Below are 16808 nucleotides of genomic sequence, written 5' to 3'. Positions count from 1 at the left end.
CCATTCGTGAAAACATGGACACTCCTCGAGCTAGTGCTTCGTGGTTTAGTGTGTTGTTGATTCAGTCTCTTGTTGCTTCCCTTTTTGCTTCTCTTCAAGCTGCTGCATATAGAGTGCATCAAAGTTAATCGGCGCTAACACCAATTGTGGGAAGCTACCACGAATAACTTGAGCAGTGATCATTTCGCGTGCATAAGGGAAAAGGATATTTGGGCAGAAGCTACCTAGTAAATGATCGAGTTGGTCAGAGGGAGCGCCCTGAATAGTAAAGATACCTGCTTGTTTAACTTCAGCTAAAAATGCGACGGCATTTTGGTTTTTTACTGTAGCAGTCACTGTTAACACTACTTCATAGACTCCCTTCTCTAATTCAACATGCTGAGTATTTAAATCTAAAGATAACTCAGGCTCCCATTGTTGTTGGAAAACTGCGGGAGTATTAGGAGTCTCAAAAGAAGAATCTTTAACATAAATACGCTGGATCATAAATTGCGCTTCATCTTGTTGAGGAGCATTTACTGGTTCTGACATTTTTTTTCCTATTTTTGTAAAAGTTCATCTAATTGCCCTTGATTGTCTAGGGCGTACATATCATCACAGCCACCAATGTGTTGGCCGTTTATGAATATTTGTGGCACGGTATGTCTTCCACTTTTGGCTATCATTTCATCGCGTTTACTAGGGTCTTCATCGACACGAATATCGGTATATTGTACGCCTTTTTTTTCCAGTAGCGCTTTAGCTGAGCGGCAATAAGGGCAATAACCTGTGCTGTACATAATGACTGTTGCCATGTTTATTTTCCTTTCACGAGCGGTAATTCAGCAGTTTGCCAAGCGGCTATTCCACCTGCTAATACCATGGATTTTGAAAAGCCTTCTGCTTGTAATTTAGCTGCCAGTTGCGCAGATTGCAAACCGCGAGCACAAACTAGAATAAGTGTTTTCGCTTTATACTTATCCATGCGTTGTTGAGCAAAATCATCAGGAGTAGCACGAACTGCATCAATAATATGGCCCTTACGGAAAGCATCGACCTCACGCAAATCGACTACCATCGCATCTTCATGGTTGATTAAATTCACTGCTGCTTGAGGGGAGATTTCTTTTGCTCTTTTTCTCTGGGTGAGAAGTTCATTAATGAAAATTAATAATAAAATCACGACTAAGGCGAGCCAAAGTCCCCAATGATTAGTAATAAATTGGCCTAAGTGTCCCATATTTTACCTGGTAAGCTAGCTACAAAAAATGAATTATCCTTAGATTGGTGTTTCAACGCAAGTTATCAACCCCTTTACAGGAATATTTTTCCTGGATTAATTAATCATTCTCTGGGACAAGAAGGGATTGATAGTTTTTCTGGCAGCGTCACGGGTCTACCACAAGCATTGTTTAATTCTTCCTGGGTTAAACCGTAGGAATTGCTCAAATTAGCATTTGTAAAATTGGTGCATTGGAAGATCACTTGATTAAACCAGGCGTGCAATTCTATTATAAGTGCTCAGTTTTGGCTTTGTGAGCGCATACAATTTATTCCATTATCTCATCTTACCCATGATTCTCTTGCCATCGCTTGTAAACGTCTTATCCGTTCTTCAGTGGGTGGATGAGTAGAAAATAATTGGCTTAATTTTGCAGCACTTAACGGATTAACAATAAACATATGTGCAGTATTAGGATGTTCATCAGCGGCTTGAAACTGCCCTTGTTGATTGGCTTCCTCAAGTTTTGCTAGAGCACTTGCTAGCCATAAAGGATTCCCACAGAGTTTAGCGCCACTGGCATCGGCATCGTATTCACAGGAGCGTGATACAGCCATTTGAATTAGGCCCGCCGCCATCGGTCCTAGAACGGTCATTAACATAGCACCGATTGGATTAACGCGATCTTCTGAATCCGACGAACGCCCTAAAGAACTCCACATGAAAATATTAGCTAAAGAACTAATAGCTCCGGCAAGGGTTGCTGCTACAGCACTAATAAGGGTATCTCGATGAATGACATGTGACATTTCATGAGCAAGCACGCCAGCTAGTTCTTCCTCATTCATACGATTTAAGATGCCTGTAGTTACTGCGATACTCGCATGCTCGGGGTTTCGGCCTGTGGCAAAGGCATTGGGCACAGGGGTTTCTACAGAATAGACCTTGGGCATTGGAATTTGTGCTTTCTTAGTTAATTGAGCAATGATGTTGTAAACAGGGTGATTTTCATCCAAAGGTTGTGCTTGATAGGCGCGCAATACGATTTGATCAGAATACCAGTAAGCACTAAAATTCATAAAAACAGCTAAAGCAAGTGCTATAAGCAGCCCGGTATGTCCTCCTAACAGATTACCAATAATAAGAAGCAAGGCTGTTAGGGCTGCTAAAAGAACAAAGGTTTTTGCTTTGTTTTCCATAACCTACTCTTAGATTTAGAGCCTTATTGTATAAAAGTAGCCAGAAGCGAGGTTAATTGCAAGACGGCTTGCTAAGCCTTGGTTGATCCCCCCAACGTTTAACTTCCTTAGCCCTTCAACTCAAATTCATGCAGAACTTCCATCAGTGGTTGTCCAACCGTGGCGGAAGGTGGTTTAATGGCCAAAAGGGCCGCTAAAGTAGGAGCAATATCAGTGGTATTCACCCTGTGATAAATACGCTGTGCTTTAAATCTAGCATTAACGAATAATAAAGGGACGTAGCTATCATATTGCCAGGGTGTGCCATGAGCGACGCGTTGTTCGCTTTTATCAGCCAAGGCTTGATAAGGTGGCGGCACTAAATAAAGATCGCCAGAACGCTCAGGAAAAGCCATTTTATCCACTTTAGCACTTAACCAATCTCGTTCGATATTACTTAAAGGCAGTGAATAAGCTTGGAATATGCCCGGTTGTTGCCGCAAAATATCGGCCAGGTAAGCACTCACTTGATGAACTGATAATTGCTGTTTGTGAATTATCTGATGATTAAGATAAATATAGGGTAAGGAAATTGCTTGCAAACTATCGCTTGCTAATTGATATCGTTTAGCTAAAGTTTTTTCGATAAGACTTTGTAGTTGCCCTATTTTTAAGGAATGAGTTTGGTGAATTTGGTGGGCAGCAAGATAAGCTCTCGAATCACTAACCCCATGATCAGCCGTAAGTACGATCAAGGTATTTTCAAGTCCAACCTCTTGCTCAAGAGCCGCTAATAATTTTGCCAAGGTTTTGTCCAAGCGTAGTAAATTATCTTCTGATTCAAGGCTATTCGGCCCAAACTGATGTCCAATTCCATCAACAGCGGAAAAGCTAATGGCTAAATAGTCGGTTTTATTCTTAGTTTTACCCAACTTTTCCTCTGCCAATAAGCTGATGGCAAAATTAGCAGTCAACTCATCGGCGAAGGGACTAATGGATAAAAATTTAAAATACTCCGCACTGCCGGGATCCCCTAAATGATGAGGGAAGTTTTGTCCAAAGCCAGGAAAGCGATTGATGAAGCGTGGAGCTTTGGCAAAATGATAACTATCTACTGGTCGGCTTAGATTCCAAGTCTCATCTTTGGCTTCATAGCGTTTATTCCATGCACCCACCCATTGAGGATAGGATGAATAATAGTGCTGACTGGTAATAAAGCCACCATTTTCTTTATCAAACCAAAACGCTTTACCTGCATGACCTGCTAAGGTAATGGCAGAGCGGTCCTTTAAGGAGACAGCGAAGGCACGGCCTGCCTGTGCTAAAATTAGTTCGTCACTCAAAGTGGATGCTATTAGTTGGTGAGGAGAGCGCCCCTCCAATATTTTTTTTGTGCGGGAAGTTGCTAAGATTGCGCTTTTTTCATCTTCTACACAATTAATGCTTTTAGCTAATTTTTTATCATACCATTCATTACTAACAATGCCATGTAAGGCAGGGAATGAACCTGTTGCAATGGTTGCATGCCCAACACAGGTTACTGTATTGGCATGAGGATGATGGGCATTGTGATAGTCAAGCGCATGGGCCAATAAGTAATTAAAGCCATTTTTGCCAAACTCAGGGCGATATTGATTGATTAAATCACCGCGTAATTGATCGATAACCAGTTGAACAACAAGTTTAGGCGGTTTGGCGAATGATATAGAAGAGAAAAATAATGCGATTAAAAGCAGGCCTTTTTTCATTTTGATCTCTGCACAAAAAATTAATGATCGCATCCTAAATGAGTTTCTGCTGAGGGTAAATAGCAAAAAAAGCAATTATCTGATTTTAAACAATGCAGATCGATTTTATTTGTAGCTCTAATCTTGAGCAAAGGCTGCTTTTTTTAGTCTAATCATGAGGTTGCTAATTGATTAATTAGCCTAAAGAAAATTCATGACGAATCAATTTAATTAGTTTACACTGAGTGCGCGATGTATTTTAGCAACCTATTTCATGGAGTCTAAGGAGAGAAAAAGATGGGTGATTTTGTTATTAGACCGTACAGTGAACAACTAAATGGCGCCGTACCTAAAGAAGGGCAGCTTCGTAATTCAGGGTTTGTGCATGCTCTTGAAGATCTGAAAAGAAAACATGGGAATCTTCGTACTATTGAAGAATTACCTGCACACCGTAAATATCAAGCTCAATTTTTACATAGAGTAACTGAGCTATTTTGTGAAGCTGAAACGAAACAGTTAATGGAGCTGCTTTGTGAATCGGATCGTGCTGCAGTGAACGAAGTTACAGAACCAGAACAACAGCAAGAGTTATTAAAAGGGATCATCTTCGCCAGCCTGAGTACGCTGGTAACTGCTGAAATCTCAGAGGGCAGTAATGAAAGCATTTTCGATTCTAATCATGTGGAAGGAACCAGTGTAACCTACAAAGGTAGTTGCGGTGGTTATGTAGGCGGTGGAAGTGAATTATTCCGTGGATTACTCGCGAGTACTGGCCGTACTAAACTAAACGAGGTAAGCCCCGGTCGGATGCAAACATTTATGCAAACTGCGAAGAATTTTATTGAAGCTTATGTTTATCTTCCACACGAGCATTTGGATAAGCGATCCACTCTAGGATTTAGAGAAAAGCATGCATTTTCTGATATTCAAAATCTCGATGTCAGTGCCTATTTAAAGTTAAGTTCTAAAATAATCCTAGAGGCTTCGGATAAGATTGTAGACGAAAATGTGACTAAGCAGGCTGAAGACCTGAGAATTCGAAAGGAAGAAGAGTTGCTACGTGCCAAAGAGGAGCATGAAGCTCAATTGGCAAGAGTGAAAAAAGAAAAAGAAGCGGAGCTAGCAAAGAAAAAACTTGAACAAGCAAAAAATCCGGGGTCATGGAGCTTCGGTAATTTGCTTCCTACTTTTGGCGTTTATTCCGCTGCTCCTAAACCTGCTCCCGAAACTGCGCCGCCTGTTCATCCGAGCAATACGCAAGGAAATGGTGAGCCAGCGCCTACTAATACTGCTGGTCTAGGCTAATTGCTGACCGCGCCCATCCGTCAATCTTTGCTTTCTTAAAGGATGACGTATGGGCATTCGGATGCCTATTGGGCTAAGCTATTACGACTCTACGGGATAACCAACCATCGCCCATTCAGCAATTCCGCCATCGATGGAGTACAGTTCTTGATAACCCATATTGAGTAAACAATTTGCAGCATAGAGGGAACGTACCCCAGCTTTGCAATGTAAATAAATAGGTTTCTCACGCTCAGGGATTAGCGCTTCGATTTTAGCGGCTAATTCGTCTTTGGGAATATGCAAAGCACCTGGGATATGTAGGGATTGCCACTCATGTAATTCTCTGACATCAATCAAACATAGGTTGGGGTTGGTATCAAGTCGCTTTTTTAATTCGTGGACATCAATGGTATTGATTTTAGGTTCTATCATAATGATTCTCTCTGAGCATGGGTCTAGTAAGTGTGGAATGATGAATAAACCAATAAATTGCAGCAGTGATTACCCCGCCAAGCAGTGTAGCAAAAGCCCAAGTTCCAGCGGAGACCAAAGCAGGGCGTTGGCCCAATTGATAAAGGTTTCCAGCATCACGCGCAACAGCGCCGGCAAAAAGGACATGCAGAATTGCATTAATAAGTACTAATAAATAATGGAAAGTCTGAATCTGATTATTATATTGCTGAATAAAATCGGTTAGCATGTCCTATGCTCCCTTGAGTGTTTTTGATTGTCGCCATGATAACAGAAAAACGCCGCAAAGCACGCAGGCAATGGCTAGGTTCTGTAAAGAACTGGGTTTCTCATGAAAAATAACAAAGCCCCAAAATAAACCGGTTAAAGCGACTATTCCTCCCGTCAAGCTATAAAAAACGGGGCCGGCTAGCTTGACTAATTGAAAGAAAAGCAAGTAACCAATAGTGGAAAGAGCAATTTCTAAGAGTACAACTTGTTCAACAGGCGTAAAAGACAAACTAAGAGGATAGAAAGCTTGTTGCTGGATTACCAGTGGAGTGAGTAATAAAGAGGCAGTGAGTAACATGCCACTCGCTGATTGCAACACGTTTAAAGTCACTGGTTGTTTAGCGGTAATATAAATTGAGCAGAAGGCAAAGGCCAAAGGGCTGATTAAGGCAAGAAAAGTCCAACCTGAGAGCAAATCTTGGTTGATTGGGGAAATAATTAGCCAAATACCAGCCATACCTAGTAAAAGAGCAAGAATGCGCCAGCTATCGAAGCGTTCCTGGCCGGCAATTAAAGCCATTGGATAAACCAGCAGAGGTACGGTATTCACCAATACAGCAAGAAGTCCAGCAGGAATGTGGCTGGCAATGAAATACATATTTGTATTGGGGATGGCAATTCCTACTAAACCACAGACGAGAAAATAGCTCCAATACTGGGGTTTAAACAGGGGGCAGGATTGCTTATTGAGACAGAAGAGGGTTAATAATAAAGCCGGTCCGAGTGCTTGCCAAAACGCATAGCCTAAAGGGGGTACGCCATGAGTCATTGCGAATTTGGCGAGAGTGTATCCTGAACCCCAGATAAATCCTAGTGCGATTAAAATAATTAAAGCGGGTAAGGTTTTGGTGTTATTCACAATGTATTCTCAATTAGCTCCGCGAAGGATTATGACAGGAAGGCGGCTATTTAGTAAGTATTTTTACAGCTCAGCAAAAACCTAAGGCTACTTTAAGCGGCCTGTTCACGGGATCCAGAGATCTGGGTAGGGAAGATCGCTTGATATCGCAGGTATGTAGGCAGCAGGAATGAATTGTCAACAGATCCTATAATAAATGAATTCACAAAGTTTTATTTTATTCGATCCTTAACCTGAGTTAACATCCCTTTGATAAAGTTTGTTATTGGAGAAAATATGCATGTAGAGGATGTCCCTGTACCTCATTTAACTACAGCCCATAGTGGTCCCTTATGCCATGTGGAAAAAATTATATTAAAACAAATAGTTACTATTGAATCTTGGTTTCGCGAAAAATGGCAGGAAACGCCTCCACCGATTACTTCTTCTGTGGATTTACGCCATGCTGGATTTAAACTGGCCCCAGTTGATACTAATTTATTTCCTGCGGGATTTAACAATCTTAATCGTGATTTTCTACCCTTATGTATTCAGGCTGCTCAATCAGCGTTGATTGATTATATGCCCAAATGCAAACATATTTTGCTCTTACCTGAGAGCCATACTCGAAATCGATTCTATTTAAGCAGTTTATTGATACTGCGTGATATTTTTATGAAGGCGGGATTTGTAGTACGCATAGGAAGTTTAGATCCTGAAGTAACCGAAGAGACAGAAATGACTACGGAAGAGGGGCAAACTCTACTCGTTGAACCTTTACATCGTGACAAAGATAGAATAGGACTAGATAATTTTGATCCCTGTATGATCCTGCTTAACAATGATCTCTCTTCAGGTGTTCCCAAAATTCTAGAAAATTTGAAGCAACGCATAAGTCCTACTTCAAAATTAGGATGGGCTTCCAGGCTTAAATCCAACCATTTTCAATTTTTTGATGAGGTAGTTAGCGAATTTGCCCAGTTAGTGGATATGGATCCTTGGCTAATTAATCCCTATTTTAATGCGGTAGACGGGGTCGATTTTATGGCTCAAGAAGGAGTAGATAATTTAGCTGATCAGGTGGATAAATTATTAGCAATGATCAAAGATAAATATGCAACTTATGCTATTTCAGACAAACCCTTTGTCGTTGTTAAGGCTGATAATGGTACCTATGGTATGGGTGTCATGATGGTGCATGAAGGCGATGAGTTGCGCCAACTTAATCGCAAGCAACGTACGAAAATGGCAGCAAGTAAAGGAAGTCGTAAGGTGGAAAGGGTGATGATTCAGGAGGGGGTTTATACCTTTGAAACGATGCCTAATGGTGCGGTGGCTGAACCTGTGGTGTATATGATCGGCCAATTTGTCGTGGGCGGTTTTTATCGAGTACACCAAGGTCGCGGTATTGATGAAAATCTTAATGCGCCAGGTATGCATTTTGAACCACTTGCATTTGCACAAGCTTGTAATATGCCTCGTAACGATTTAGCAGTTGTGGATTGTCCTAACCGGTTTTATGCTTATGGAGTCATCGCGCGGCTAGCAGCACTTGCTGCGGCAAGAGAAATTGCAGCAGTTGGAGGCGAGTAATGAAACTAGCTGTACTGATGGATCCAATACATAAAATTAAGGCTTATAAGGATTCTACGGTTGCTATGCTTAAAAGTGCGCAGGCGATGGGTTGGTACTGTGTTTTTTTTACTCAAGACGACTTATACTGCCGGCAAGGTCATGCCTATGCCCGCGTGTTTTCAATCAAAATAGGTGATGTAAATACTAGCCAGTGGGCTGAGATTAAAGAGGAAGGCGAAAAAGCTTTAAATGAGTTCGATATTATATTGATGCGCAAGGATCCGCCTTTTGATATGGAGTACATTTATACAACTTACGCTTTACAACTTGCCGAACGAGAGGGGGTTTTAGTCGCAAATAAACCAAGCAGTTTACGCGATGCGAATGAGAAATTTTTTACCTTAAATTTTCCTCAATGTTGCCCGCAAACTTTGGTAAGCCGCGACCTAAAGCGTCTTCGTGCTTTTTGGCAAGAACAGCAAAATGTAATTTTTAAACCCCTCGAAGGTATGGGGGGGAGTTCTGTTTTTCATGTCAACGAGAATGCCGAAAACTTATCAGTTATTTTGGAAGTACTAACCGAAGGTCAAACTGTTAGCATCATGGCGCAGCAATATATTCCTGAAATTAGCAGTTTAGGTGATAAACGTATCTTATTAATCAATGGCGAGCCAGTTCCCTATGCTTTGGCCCGCATTCCTGCCAAAGGCGAACTGCGAGGTAATCTTGCTGCGGGTGCTCATGGTGAAGTGGTAGCTATTACCGACCGCGACCGCTGGCTATGTCAGCAGATTGCCCCGACCCTTAGATCGATGGGACTATACTTTGTTGGCATTGACGTTATAGGTAATTATTTGACTGAAATTAATGTGACTAGCCCAACTTGTATTTGCGAAATCGCCGCAGAAACCAAGATAGACATCGCAGGAGATTATCTACGTTGCTTAGCTGAGTTAGTTTCATCTTAACTATTATTAAAGGGATTGCTTTTATCTCAAGGTCCCGGCTTGTTAGCAGACGTTGATAAAGGAGTTTAAACTAGTGGTAGTGGGTGCAAACCCAACGATAAATAACGAACCTCGCTATGCAAGAATGCCGTAGTGCTAGGGATACTTTATGAGTCTGGATAGCTATCATAAAAAAAGGGATTTTAAAAAAACAACTGAACCGAAGGGAAAGGTTGATCACAGTAAATCCTCCCTTTTTGTGATCCAAAAACATGCAGCAAGTCATCTCCATTATGATTTTCGTTTGGAATTAGAAGGTGTTCTTAAAAGTTGGGCCGTTCCGAAAGGCCCCTGTCTTGATCCTAAAGTAAAGCGCTTGGCGATTCATGTTGAAGATCATCCTGTTGAATATGGAACCTTTGAAGGTATTATTCCCAAAGGAGAATATGGCGGTGGTACGGTGATGTTATGGGATCAAGGTCAGTGGCGTTCGCTCGATAACGATCCCGTTAAAGCTTATCAAAAAGGACATCTTCGTTTTGAATTAGATGCTAAAAAATTACAGGGTCGTTGGGATTTAATTCGCTTTAAAGAGAAAGAATGGTTTTTGATTAAATACAAGGATCAATTTGCTAAATCAGAAGAAGATTATGATATTACTAAAGAAGAATCACTCAGTGTGCTTCATCATCAATCCATGGAAGAAATTAGTCTTCAATATGATGAGGTTTGGACTAAAAAAGGTTATCAAACTAAGCTTATCAATTCCAAATTAAAAGCAAAGCTAGGTTCGCCTAGCCCATTTCCTAAAAAAATAGCTGTCCAATTAGCTACTTTAGTCGATAAAGCACCGCTAGGAGATGAGTGGTTGCATGAGGTAAAATTCGATGGTTATCGGATGATTGCTATGAAGATGGGAAAGCAAATACAGTTCATTTCTCGCAATGAAAAAGATTGGACTAATGAATTTAAAAGTTTGATTCCCGATATCCAAAAACTACCATTAACAAACGCTATTTTTGATGGCGAAATTGTCGTTTTGGATAAAAAAAGCCGCTCAAATTTCCAATTATTGCAAAATGCTCTCAAATCAGAAAAAAAAGTTCATTTTTATTATTATATTTTCGATCTCTTATACCTTGATAAATATGATCTACGCTCGTTAACACTCTTTGAACGCAAATCGATTTTGGCTTCTTTGTTGGAAGCAGCGCCTTCCTCTATTAAATATAGCAATCATATTGTGGGACAGGGTGATGAAATGTTGGAACGCTCTTGCGATTTTAATTTGGAAGGTATTGTATCAAAACGCGTTGATAGTCGTTATACGGGAAAGCGTAGTAAATCCTGGCTGAAAATTAAATGTACGAAGCGACAAGAATTTGTAGTGGGCGGATTTTCAAAACCTAAGCGTTCACGAGAATATTTTGGTTCACTTTACTTGGGCGTATTTAATGAGAAAGGCGAACTGATATTTACTGGCAATGTTGGAACTGGATTTACCACAGCGTCTTTAAAAGCGGTTTATGAAAAATTAAAACCGCTAATTAGTAAAAAAAATCCTTTTAATACTGTACCTCCAGAAGCAAAAGTTGCAACCTGGGTAGAACCTAAATTGATTGTTGAAGTTGAATTTTCACAGTGGACTCAAGATGGGAAATTAAGACATCCAAGTTTTAAAGGATTACGAATGGATAAAAAACCAAAAGAAGTAAAGGCAGAGAAAGAAAATTCAATAAAAACAATTAAACCTGACACATCCTCATCCGACACGTTGAAGCTGACTCATCCGGACAAGATCTTGTATAAAGAGGATAAAATTAGCAAGCAAGATCTTTATCATTACTATGATCAAATCAGTGATTATATCTTGCCATATATTAGTCATCGTCCCTTGACATTAGTGCGATGTCCTTCTGGTTATGAAGAGTGTTTTTATCAAAAACACATGGATAAATCCGCTAAAAAATTGCATACCATTCCTGTTGCAAATAAAAAAGGTAAAGTGGAGCAGTATATTTATTTGGATAATAAAGCGGGTTTGCTTAATTTAGTGCAAATGGGTGTATTAGAAATTCATCCTTGGGGTTCTAAAATCGAGCAACTTGAGTACCCTGATATGCTTATTTTTGATTTAGATCCCGGGCCTGGGGTTGAGTGGAAAATGGTTGTTGAGGCAGCTTTTGATATCAGAGAGCAATTAAGCCAGTATCAGCTCAGATCGTTCGTAAAAACCACGGGAGGAAAAGGGCTTCATATCGTAATACCAATAAAGCCTGAATATCATTGGGATGAAGTGAAAAAATTTACTCGTATTTTTGCTGAATATTTGGAAACAAGAAGTCCAGAAAGATACATTAGCAAAATGGCAAAGGCCAAGCGAAAAGGAAAAATTTTTGTTGATTATTTGCGGAATCAGCAGGACGCCACAGCTATTGCCCCTTTTTCAACTCGCGCCAGATTGCACGCTCCAGTAGCTACTCCTCTTCGTTGGGATGAGCTGAGTGATAATTTTGCAGATACCTTTTATACCATTCGTACCTTACCCCAACGTCTAGTAAAATTGAAATCGGATCCATGGAAAGAGTTTTGGACTATTCGTCAATTTCTAAGGTTGGATGAGCTAGAATAAGTACCTTTCTACGCCCCAGGACTATTTCGCGGGCTCAAAAGATTTCGGTACGAAAAGATCGCCCAAATACTTGAACAAGCCCCGTTAATTAAACAGGGAGACTAAAATTCCAACAACAGGTGGCAGCAGCATTCAGGCAATAGGACTAAATAGTTAACACATCCCAGTATTGATATATATAACATTCTATGATTAGATCCTTTACCGTTTTTACCTCTAAAAACCGTTTATGGTTTGCGGCCTGAAATATCGCGTAGGGATACATTATGAAATTATTGCGTTTATTGCCTCGATTAGGTCTGAGTTTAATTTGTTTGAGTTTTTTCACTGTATCAGAGGCGGGTGTCCCTTTATGGACCTTTACGCCAGTTCCTCAGTTCCCGCCCAAAATTAACTTAAGTCCCACAGGAACGGCCACCATTAAGTACCTCGTAACTAATCAATCAAAAAAATCACATACTTTAGTGATGCAAGCGATCCCTGGTATTACCCAGATTAGCTCAGGCTTTGGGGTCTGTGGTAGCTCTTTTAGCTTGGGTTATCAACAATCCTGTACCTTAGTCTTGCAAGTCGATGGCAGCGATATAGCGGATACTGTAACGGGAGGCCCTGTGGTATGCAGTCAAGGCAACCCTTTACAATGTTATCAACCTAATGCAGCAGATATTTTGAATATCACTAGGGGGGAAGCGACAAGACTCTACGTTAATGGCAGTAACCTTGTAAATGGTAACGGAACTAGCTGGGCTACTGCGTTTAATAATTTGCAGTCCGCGCTAGAAGCGGCTCAATTTTCAACGATTGCTGTTGAAATCTGGGTAGCAACAGGAGTATATAAACCTTCAAAAATATATGCTCCCCAAGGAGTTGTTGGGGGTTCTTATGGAATCGCCACACCTAAACTCAGAACATTTAACTTACCAAGTAATACAGCCATTTTTGGAGGGTTTCTGGGGAATGAAACCAGGCGCGAAGAAAGAAATGGCTTGCTGAATCCGACTATTTTATGCGGTGATATGACTTCAAATTGCCTCACTCCCTATACGCCTGCCAGCGATAATGATCGTGTTTGGCATGTGCTTATAGCTGGTGATGATCTTTTGCCGGGCACTGGCGTTAAAAATGTTAAGCTGGATAGCCTGATCGTCAGAGGTGGGTATGCAAATGGTCCAGATAGCGGAGTTTTAGGAGTCAACAATGTACTCCTGAGTTTAAACTATGCTCATGATGCCGGTGGCGGCCTTTTGGCACGGTATGGCTCAACCGTTAATCTCAATAGAGTAGTCTTTGAACTAAATGCTTCTAATGGTTCTAGAGCAACGGTGACAGAGCTCTTGTTAGGAGAGCTGCTTGTATTAGTATCGGGGGGAGGAGCTGTAGCAGCAACAGAGCCTGGGACTTTAATTACTGTAAGTAATTCCAGATTTTTAAATAATATATCCTTATTTCCAGGGGCTAGTGGTGGCGCATTGACAGCGATGATTGGTGCTTCATATACCATTAATGCAAGTCAATTTGACAATAATGCTGCCTTTCGTAATGGTGGAGCTATTCGGGCTAAAGATGCTGCAAACCTCAGTATTACCTCCAGTAGTTTCACTAATAATGCATTGATAGGCCCTGTTCCAGATGCTAGCGGCGGAGCTATCGGTATTATCAATAGTAATTTATCAGTTTCTAACTCCAGTTTTACACAAAATAAGACTACTGCTACAGGTTTTGGGGGAGGAGCCATTTTTTTCCACACGCCTTTTAATGATGGCACGCCTCATTTTTTAACTGTTACAAGCTCAAAGTTTACCAATAATTTGGGCGCAGCATTTGGTGGCGGCGGTATTAATGTTTTCGGAATACTTCCCAATTCAGGCACGCAGGCTCTGATTAGTAATTCTGAGTTTACCAGCAACTTTGGAGGTGTTGGCGGAGCAATATATTTGGACTCAATACCAACAACAGTCATGCAATGTACTTTTTTTGCTAATAAGGCGCAATTGGAAGGTGGGGCAATTTTTGATTCTAATTTTGGGAATTCTATATTTGGGGTTCCCTTAAGCCCACAATCACAAATAATAAATAACATTTTTTCAAATAATGCCATTGTAGGTGTACCAGCAGGTATTACTTCGCCTGTATTTTTCTTTAATCTAGTAGCGAATGGCTTTACCAATAATGCTTCCTCAGTAAGCTCTATGGCGCCTGGAGGAGGTGCAATTGCTGTTGAGTTTTCTGGAAACGCAAAGATTTCTTCTAATGCTTTTACGGCAAATACTGCATTAGGAGCATCGCCAGCAGATCCTAATCGAGGAGGGGCGATATTAGTAGGGGGGGTAGTAGGAATACCTGTGGCTACCGAGCTGGCCAATGCTTGTCTTGCTGCAAATTTATTTACCGGCAATAAAGCGGATATAAATGATGATGTTTCAGTCTACAACCCAGCAAATATCCCAGGCGGAGTAGCAGTCAGTTTATGTCCAGTTCCCGTTAAAGCAGCCTAATATCATTCTTGCGAAAGCCTGTTCTACCTTTTTTGTGTGAACAGGTTCGCAAATTAACGCGGTTGAATTTGGTGGGCCAGGCCCTTCACTCTGATCCTTATCTCAGGCATAAATATTTATGATTTTGAGAAGGACTAGAGACCTTAATTTTCAAGGTAAAATGGCCTGTATTTTCAATAACATTTGAGAACGGTAATAATGATAAACCCAATAGAAAAACATTGGTCTCGAGTAGAGTACCTTCATGAACATGTAAAGAATCCCAATATCCATATAAAAGGAACACATAGTTACTATAGCAATGCCTGGTCAGGAAATTTTGAAGAGACGGTGGTGAGATATCTCTATGGGGATGAATTCAGTTTAAAAACCTGGCAACCACAATGGGAAATTGACCAGCTATACATAGGTGATTATGTTTGTATCGCAGCCGAAGCGATTATTATGTTAGGAGGGAATCATAATCATCGAGTCGATTGGTTTTGTTTATATCCTTTTGATGATAATTATGTCAATGCTTATCAAGGGAAGGGTGATACCATCATTAATGACGGGGTTTGGCTCGGTATGCGCTCAATAATTATGCCTGGCATTACAATTGGGGAAGGAGCAATTATTGCTTCTAATAGCATCGTTACAAAAGATGTTGAACCTTACAGTATTGTGGCGGGCAGTCCGGCAATACCAGTTAAAAAACGGTTTGAAGACAACGTGATTCAAAGAATTCTCAACTTAGGTATTTATTCCTGGGATAAAGAAAAATTTAACTCCCTGAAACAGTATATTTGCAATAATGATATAGATATTCTTGAAGAACAAAGCAGAAACTACGATGCCAAAAACCCGAAAATTAAACAGTAATTATTATAGGTGAGTTAGTTATAACAATAAATTAGTTAACTTTCTCAATGTTAAAGAATTATTGTACGCTAAGGTTACAACAAAAACGAGTAAGGTCGCTCCTATCAAAGGTTAGGCAGCCCAAGCCCAACGGTTTTAAAAGGGCTTAATTCAACAATCTCTTCTGTTTATTGCCCTTAAAATAGAGTAATATCTTGGTGCTAGTTTGATTCTAGTGTGCAAAAAATATCTAACAATAAGGTTGTAAAAATGAAGAAATTACTTTCTATCTCTGCGATTACTCTTATTCTCACTAGTTGTGCATCAATTCCACCTGATCCGCAAGCAGCTCGTATCATTGCTTCGCCTAATCCTGTACCTAAAGGATGCAAATATTTAGGTCAAGTGGTCGGTAACCAGGGTAATTTCTTTACCGGAGGATTTACTTCTAATCGTAACCTAGAAGAAGGTGCGATGAATGATCTTAAGAATAAAGCAGTGAAATTGGGTGCAAATTATATTCAACTTGTAACTAATCGAGCAGGAGTCACCGGATCAATGAGTGGTTCATTTGATCGTCACGGCGGTTTCATGAGTGGCGGTTCTCAGCAAACTAATGTAACTAATTTAGGTAATGCCTATCTTTGCCCGAAGAAATTAATTGGATTAGAATAATCTCATTGAGAGACCAGTATATTCCTGGATTCCCGCTAAAGCGGGAGTCCGTTTAATTAGTTTAGCTCCCCTCTATTTTTACTGCTAAAGCAGCTAATACTCGCGGTACCATCGAGTAAAAACTAGCGGTCATCACTAATTCAATCATTTCAGCTTGGCTAAAATGCTTTGCTGCCTCTGCATGGATATCGTCACTGACCTGGCCTTCTACTATCGCTTCCGTTAGGTCTAAGGCAGCTTTTTCTTTTGCGTTAAATGCCTTAGATGAACGCCACATAGCTAATTCAGCAATTTGATGTTCGTCGACTCCTGCGGTACTTGCCATCTTTCGGTGTTGATACCATTCGTAAGCCGAATTCTGTAACTGTGCAGTTCTCAAAATCATTAATTCTCTAAGCGGGCGTGCTGTCTTAGCTGAGAGTCGTATGCTATAGGCAAATTCTAACCAAGCATTTAACATTTCAGGTTGATTAGCTAAAATTCGATAAAGATTAATTGGTTTTCCACCAAGTTCTGTAATGCGTTCGGCAGTTAGCTCATTAATTTCTGCAAAGCTGTATCGATCAGTCATGCCCTACCTCAGCTGAATAGTTGTTTTTTCTAGAAAAATTATAGGAATATTACCCCTAGTGGAGTCAAGTGAAAGCGCTTTTTTCTTTTCTTTTTTTACTC

At 40.5% G+C, this 16808-nt stretch carries 16 protein-coding genes; 7 read left to right on the top strand and 9 right to left on the bottom strand.

Translation table 11 applies throughout. The features are described from left to right. Positions 1 to 45: 45 nt before the first annotated feature. From secB to Lnau_RS13055, 5 genes are all read right to left on the bottom strand, one after another. Positions 46 to 531: a protein-export chaperone SecB gene (secB, locus tag Lnau_RS13080; RefSeq protein ID WP_058505592.1), complete on the bottom strand. Its 486-nt coding sequence runs from the start codon at positions 529 to 531 to the stop codon at positions 46 to 48. 8 nt (positions 532 to 539) lie between these two features. Next, the gene (gene grxC / locus Lnau_RS13075; RefSeq protein ID WP_058505591.1) at positions 540 to 794 is read right to left on the bottom strand and encodes a glutaredoxin 3; all 255 of its coding nucleotides are present in this window, start codon (positions 792 to 794) and stop codon (positions 540 to 542) included. A 2-nt stretch (positions 795 to 796) separates the two neighbouring features. Further along, the gene (locus tag Lnau_RS13070) at positions 797 to 1219 is read right to left on the bottom strand and encodes a rhodanese-like domain-containing protein (protein WP_058505590.1); all 423 of its coding nucleotides are present in this window, start codon (positions 1217 to 1219) and stop codon (positions 797 to 799) included. 323 nt (positions 1220 to 1542) lie between these two features. Further along, positions 1543 to 2400 carry a zinc metalloprotease HtpX gene (gene htpX / locus Lnau_RS13060; protein WP_058505588.1) on the bottom strand — a complete coding sequence of 286 codons (858 nt, stop codon included), beginning with the start codon at positions 2398 to 2400 and terminating at the stop codon, positions 1543 to 1545. 107 nt (positions 2401 to 2507) lie between these two features. After that, positions 2508 to 4127, bottom strand: a complete 1620-nt coding sequence (locus Lnau_RS13055) for an alkaline phosphatase family protein (RefSeq protein WP_058505587.1) — start codon at positions 4125 to 4127, stop codon at positions 2508 to 2510. A gap of 276 nt (positions 4128 to 4403) precedes the next feature. Here Lnau_RS13055 and Lnau_RS13050 point away from each other — a divergent pair, with 276 nt between their 5' ends. Further along, positions 4404 to 5411, top strand: coding sequence for a hypothetical protein (locus tag Lnau_RS13050; protein WP_058505586.1), 1008 nt, complete (start codon positions 4404 to 4406; stop codon positions 5409 to 5411). An 81-nt stretch (positions 5412 to 5492) separates the two neighbouring features. Here Lnau_RS13050 and Lnau_RS13045 read toward each other — a convergent pair whose 3' ends face one another. Genes Lnau_RS13045 through Lnau_RS13035 form a run of 3 tightly spaced genes read right to left on the bottom strand, consistent with a single transcriptional unit; the run spans position 5493 to position 6993 of the window. Continuing rightward, on the bottom strand, positions 5493 to 5825 hold the full coding sequence (locus Lnau_RS13045; RefSeq protein ID WP_058505585.1) for a rhodanese-like domain-containing protein: 333 nt from the start codon (positions 5823 to 5825) through the stop codon (positions 5493 to 5495). Then, positions 5812 to 6093, bottom strand: coding sequence for a hypothetical protein (locus Lnau_RS13040; RefSeq protein ID WP_058505584.1), 282 nt, complete (start codon positions 6091 to 6093; stop codon positions 5812 to 5814). The genes Lnau_RS13045 and Lnau_RS13040 overlap by 14 nt, the downstream gene beginning before the upstream one ends. Positions 6094 to 6096: 3 nt before the next feature. Next, the gene (locus Lnau_RS13035) at positions 6097 to 6993 is read right to left on the bottom strand and encodes a DMT family transporter (RefSeq protein WP_058505583.1); all 897 of its coding nucleotides are present in this window, start codon (positions 6991 to 6993) and stop codon (positions 6097 to 6099) included. A 276-nt stretch (positions 6994 to 7269) separates the two neighbouring features. On the opposite strand from Lnau_RS13035, the gene gshA reads away from it, so the two are divergent. The 6 genes from gshA to Lnau_RS13005 all read left to right on the top strand — a co-directional run bounded on the left by gshA (position 7270) and on the right by Lnau_RS13005 (position 16136). Then, the gene (gene gshA / locus Lnau_RS13030; protein ID WP_058505582.1) at positions 7270 to 8565 is read left to right on the top strand and encodes a glutamate--cysteine ligase; all 1296 of its coding nucleotides are present in this window, start codon (positions 7270 to 7272) and stop codon (positions 8563 to 8565) included. Beyond that, the gene (gshB, locus tag Lnau_RS13025; protein WP_058505581.1) at positions 8565 to 9515 is read left to right on the top strand and encodes a glutathione synthase; all 951 of its coding nucleotides are present in this window, start codon (positions 8565 to 8567) and stop codon (positions 9513 to 9515) included. Before gshA ends, gshB begins: the two co-directional genes overlap by 1 nt. A 148-nt stretch (positions 9516 to 9663) precedes the next feature. Beyond that, the gene (ligD, locus tag Lnau_RS13020; protein WP_058505580.1) at positions 9664 to 12126 is read left to right on the top strand and encodes a DNA ligase D; all 2463 of its coding nucleotides are present in this window, start codon (positions 9664 to 9666) and stop codon (positions 12124 to 12126) included. A 266-nt stretch (positions 12127 to 12392) separates the two neighbouring features. After that, positions 12393 to 14621: a hypothetical protein gene (locus Lnau_RS13015; protein ID WP_058505579.1), complete on the top strand. Its 2229-nt coding sequence runs from the start codon at positions 12393 to 12395 to the stop codon at positions 14619 to 14621. A 198-nt stretch (positions 14622 to 14819) separates the two neighbouring features. Then, positions 14820 to 15482 (top strand): CatB-related O-acetyltransferase, encoded by a 663-nt coding sequence (locus Lnau_RS13010; RefSeq protein WP_058505578.1) that lies wholly within the window; start codon positions 14820 to 14822, stop codon positions 15480 to 15482. A gap of 249 nt (positions 15483 to 15731) precedes the next feature. Beyond that, a complete protein-coding gene (locus tag Lnau_RS13005) occupies positions 15732 to 16136 on the top strand; it encodes a DUF4156 domain-containing protein (RefSeq protein WP_058505577.1) in 405 nt (134 codons plus the stop codon). A 61-nt stretch (positions 16137 to 16197) separates the two neighbouring features. Here Lnau_RS13005 and Lnau_RS13000 read toward each other — a convergent pair whose 3' ends face one another. After that, on the bottom strand, positions 16198 to 16707 hold the full coding sequence (locus Lnau_RS13000; protein WP_058505576.1) for a carboxymuconolactone decarboxylase family protein: 510 nt from the start codon (positions 16705 to 16707) through the stop codon (positions 16198 to 16200). Positions 16708 to 16808: the final 101 nt, after the last annotated feature.

The sequence above is a fragment of the Legionella nautarum genome, from assembly GCF_001467895.1.
GTDB classification, from domain to species: domain Bacteria; phylum Pseudomonadota; class Gammaproteobacteria; order Legionellales; family Legionellaceae; genus Tatlockia; species Tatlockia nautarum.
The sequence above is the reverse complement of the archived record's forward strand: the minus strand, read 5'-3'. Positions and strand labels throughout refer to the sequence as shown.

What these genes read in the sequence shown, in the direction of transcription:
- grxC (WP_058505591.1), bottom strand. Translation starts at nt 794, where the DNA reads ATGGCAACAGTCATTATGTACAGCACAGGTTATTGCCCTTATTGCCGC.
- Lnau_RS13000 (WP_058505576.1), bottom strand. Translation starts at nt 16,707, where the DNA reads ATGACTGATCGATACAGCTTTGCAGAAATTAATGAGCTAACTGCCGAA.
- Lnau_RS13055 (WP_058505587.1), bottom strand. Translation starts at nt 4,127, where the DNA reads ATGAAAAAAGGCCTGCTTTTAATCGCATTATTTTTCTCTTCTATATCA.
- Lnau_RS13040 (WP_058505584.1), bottom strand. Translation starts at nt 6,093, where the DNA reads ATGCTAACCGATTTTATTCAGCAATATAATAATCAGATTCAGACTTTC.
- Lnau_RS13015 (WP_058505579.1), top strand. Translation starts at nt 12,393, where the DNA reads ATGAAATTATTGCGTTTATTGCCTCGATTAGGTCTGAGTTTAATTTGT.
- Lnau_RS13010 (WP_058505578.1), top strand. Translation starts at nt 14,820, where the DNA reads ATGATAAACCCAATAGAAAAACATTGGTCTCGAGTAGAGTACCTTCAT.
- secB (WP_058505592.1), bottom strand. Translation starts at nt 531, where the DNA reads ATGTCAGAACCAGTAAATGCTCCTCAACAAGATGAAGCGCAATTTATG.
- ligD (WP_058505580.1), top strand. Translation starts at nt 9,664, where the DNA reads ATGAGTCTGGATAGCTATCATAAAAAAAGGGATTTTAAAAAAACAACT.
- gshA (WP_058505582.1), top strand. Translation starts at nt 7,270, where the DNA reads ATGCATGTAGAGGATGTCCCTGTACCTCATTTAACTACAGCCCATAGT.
- Lnau_RS13070 (WP_058505590.1), bottom strand. Translation starts at nt 1,219, where the DNA reads ATGGGACACTTAGGCCAATTTATTACTAATCATTGGGGACTTTGGCTC.
- Lnau_RS13005 (WP_058505577.1), top strand. Translation starts at nt 15,732, where the DNA reads ATGAAGAAATTACTTTCTATCTCTGCGATTACTCTTATTCTCACTAGT.
- htpX (WP_058505588.1), bottom strand. Translation starts at nt 2,400, where the DNA reads ATGGAAAACAAAGCAAAAACCTTTGTTCTTTTAGCAGCCCTAACAGCC.
- gshB (WP_058505581.1), top strand. Translation starts at nt 8,565, where the DNA reads ATGAAACTAGCTGTACTGATGGATCCAATACATAAAATTAAGGCTTAT.
- Lnau_RS13045 (WP_058505585.1), bottom strand. Translation starts at nt 5,825, where the DNA reads ATGATAGAACCTAAAATCAATACCATTGATGTCCACGAATTAAAAAAG.
- Lnau_RS13050 (WP_058505586.1), top strand. Translation starts at nt 4,404, where the DNA reads ATGGGTGATTTTGTTATTAGACCGTACAGTGAACAACTAAATGGCGCC.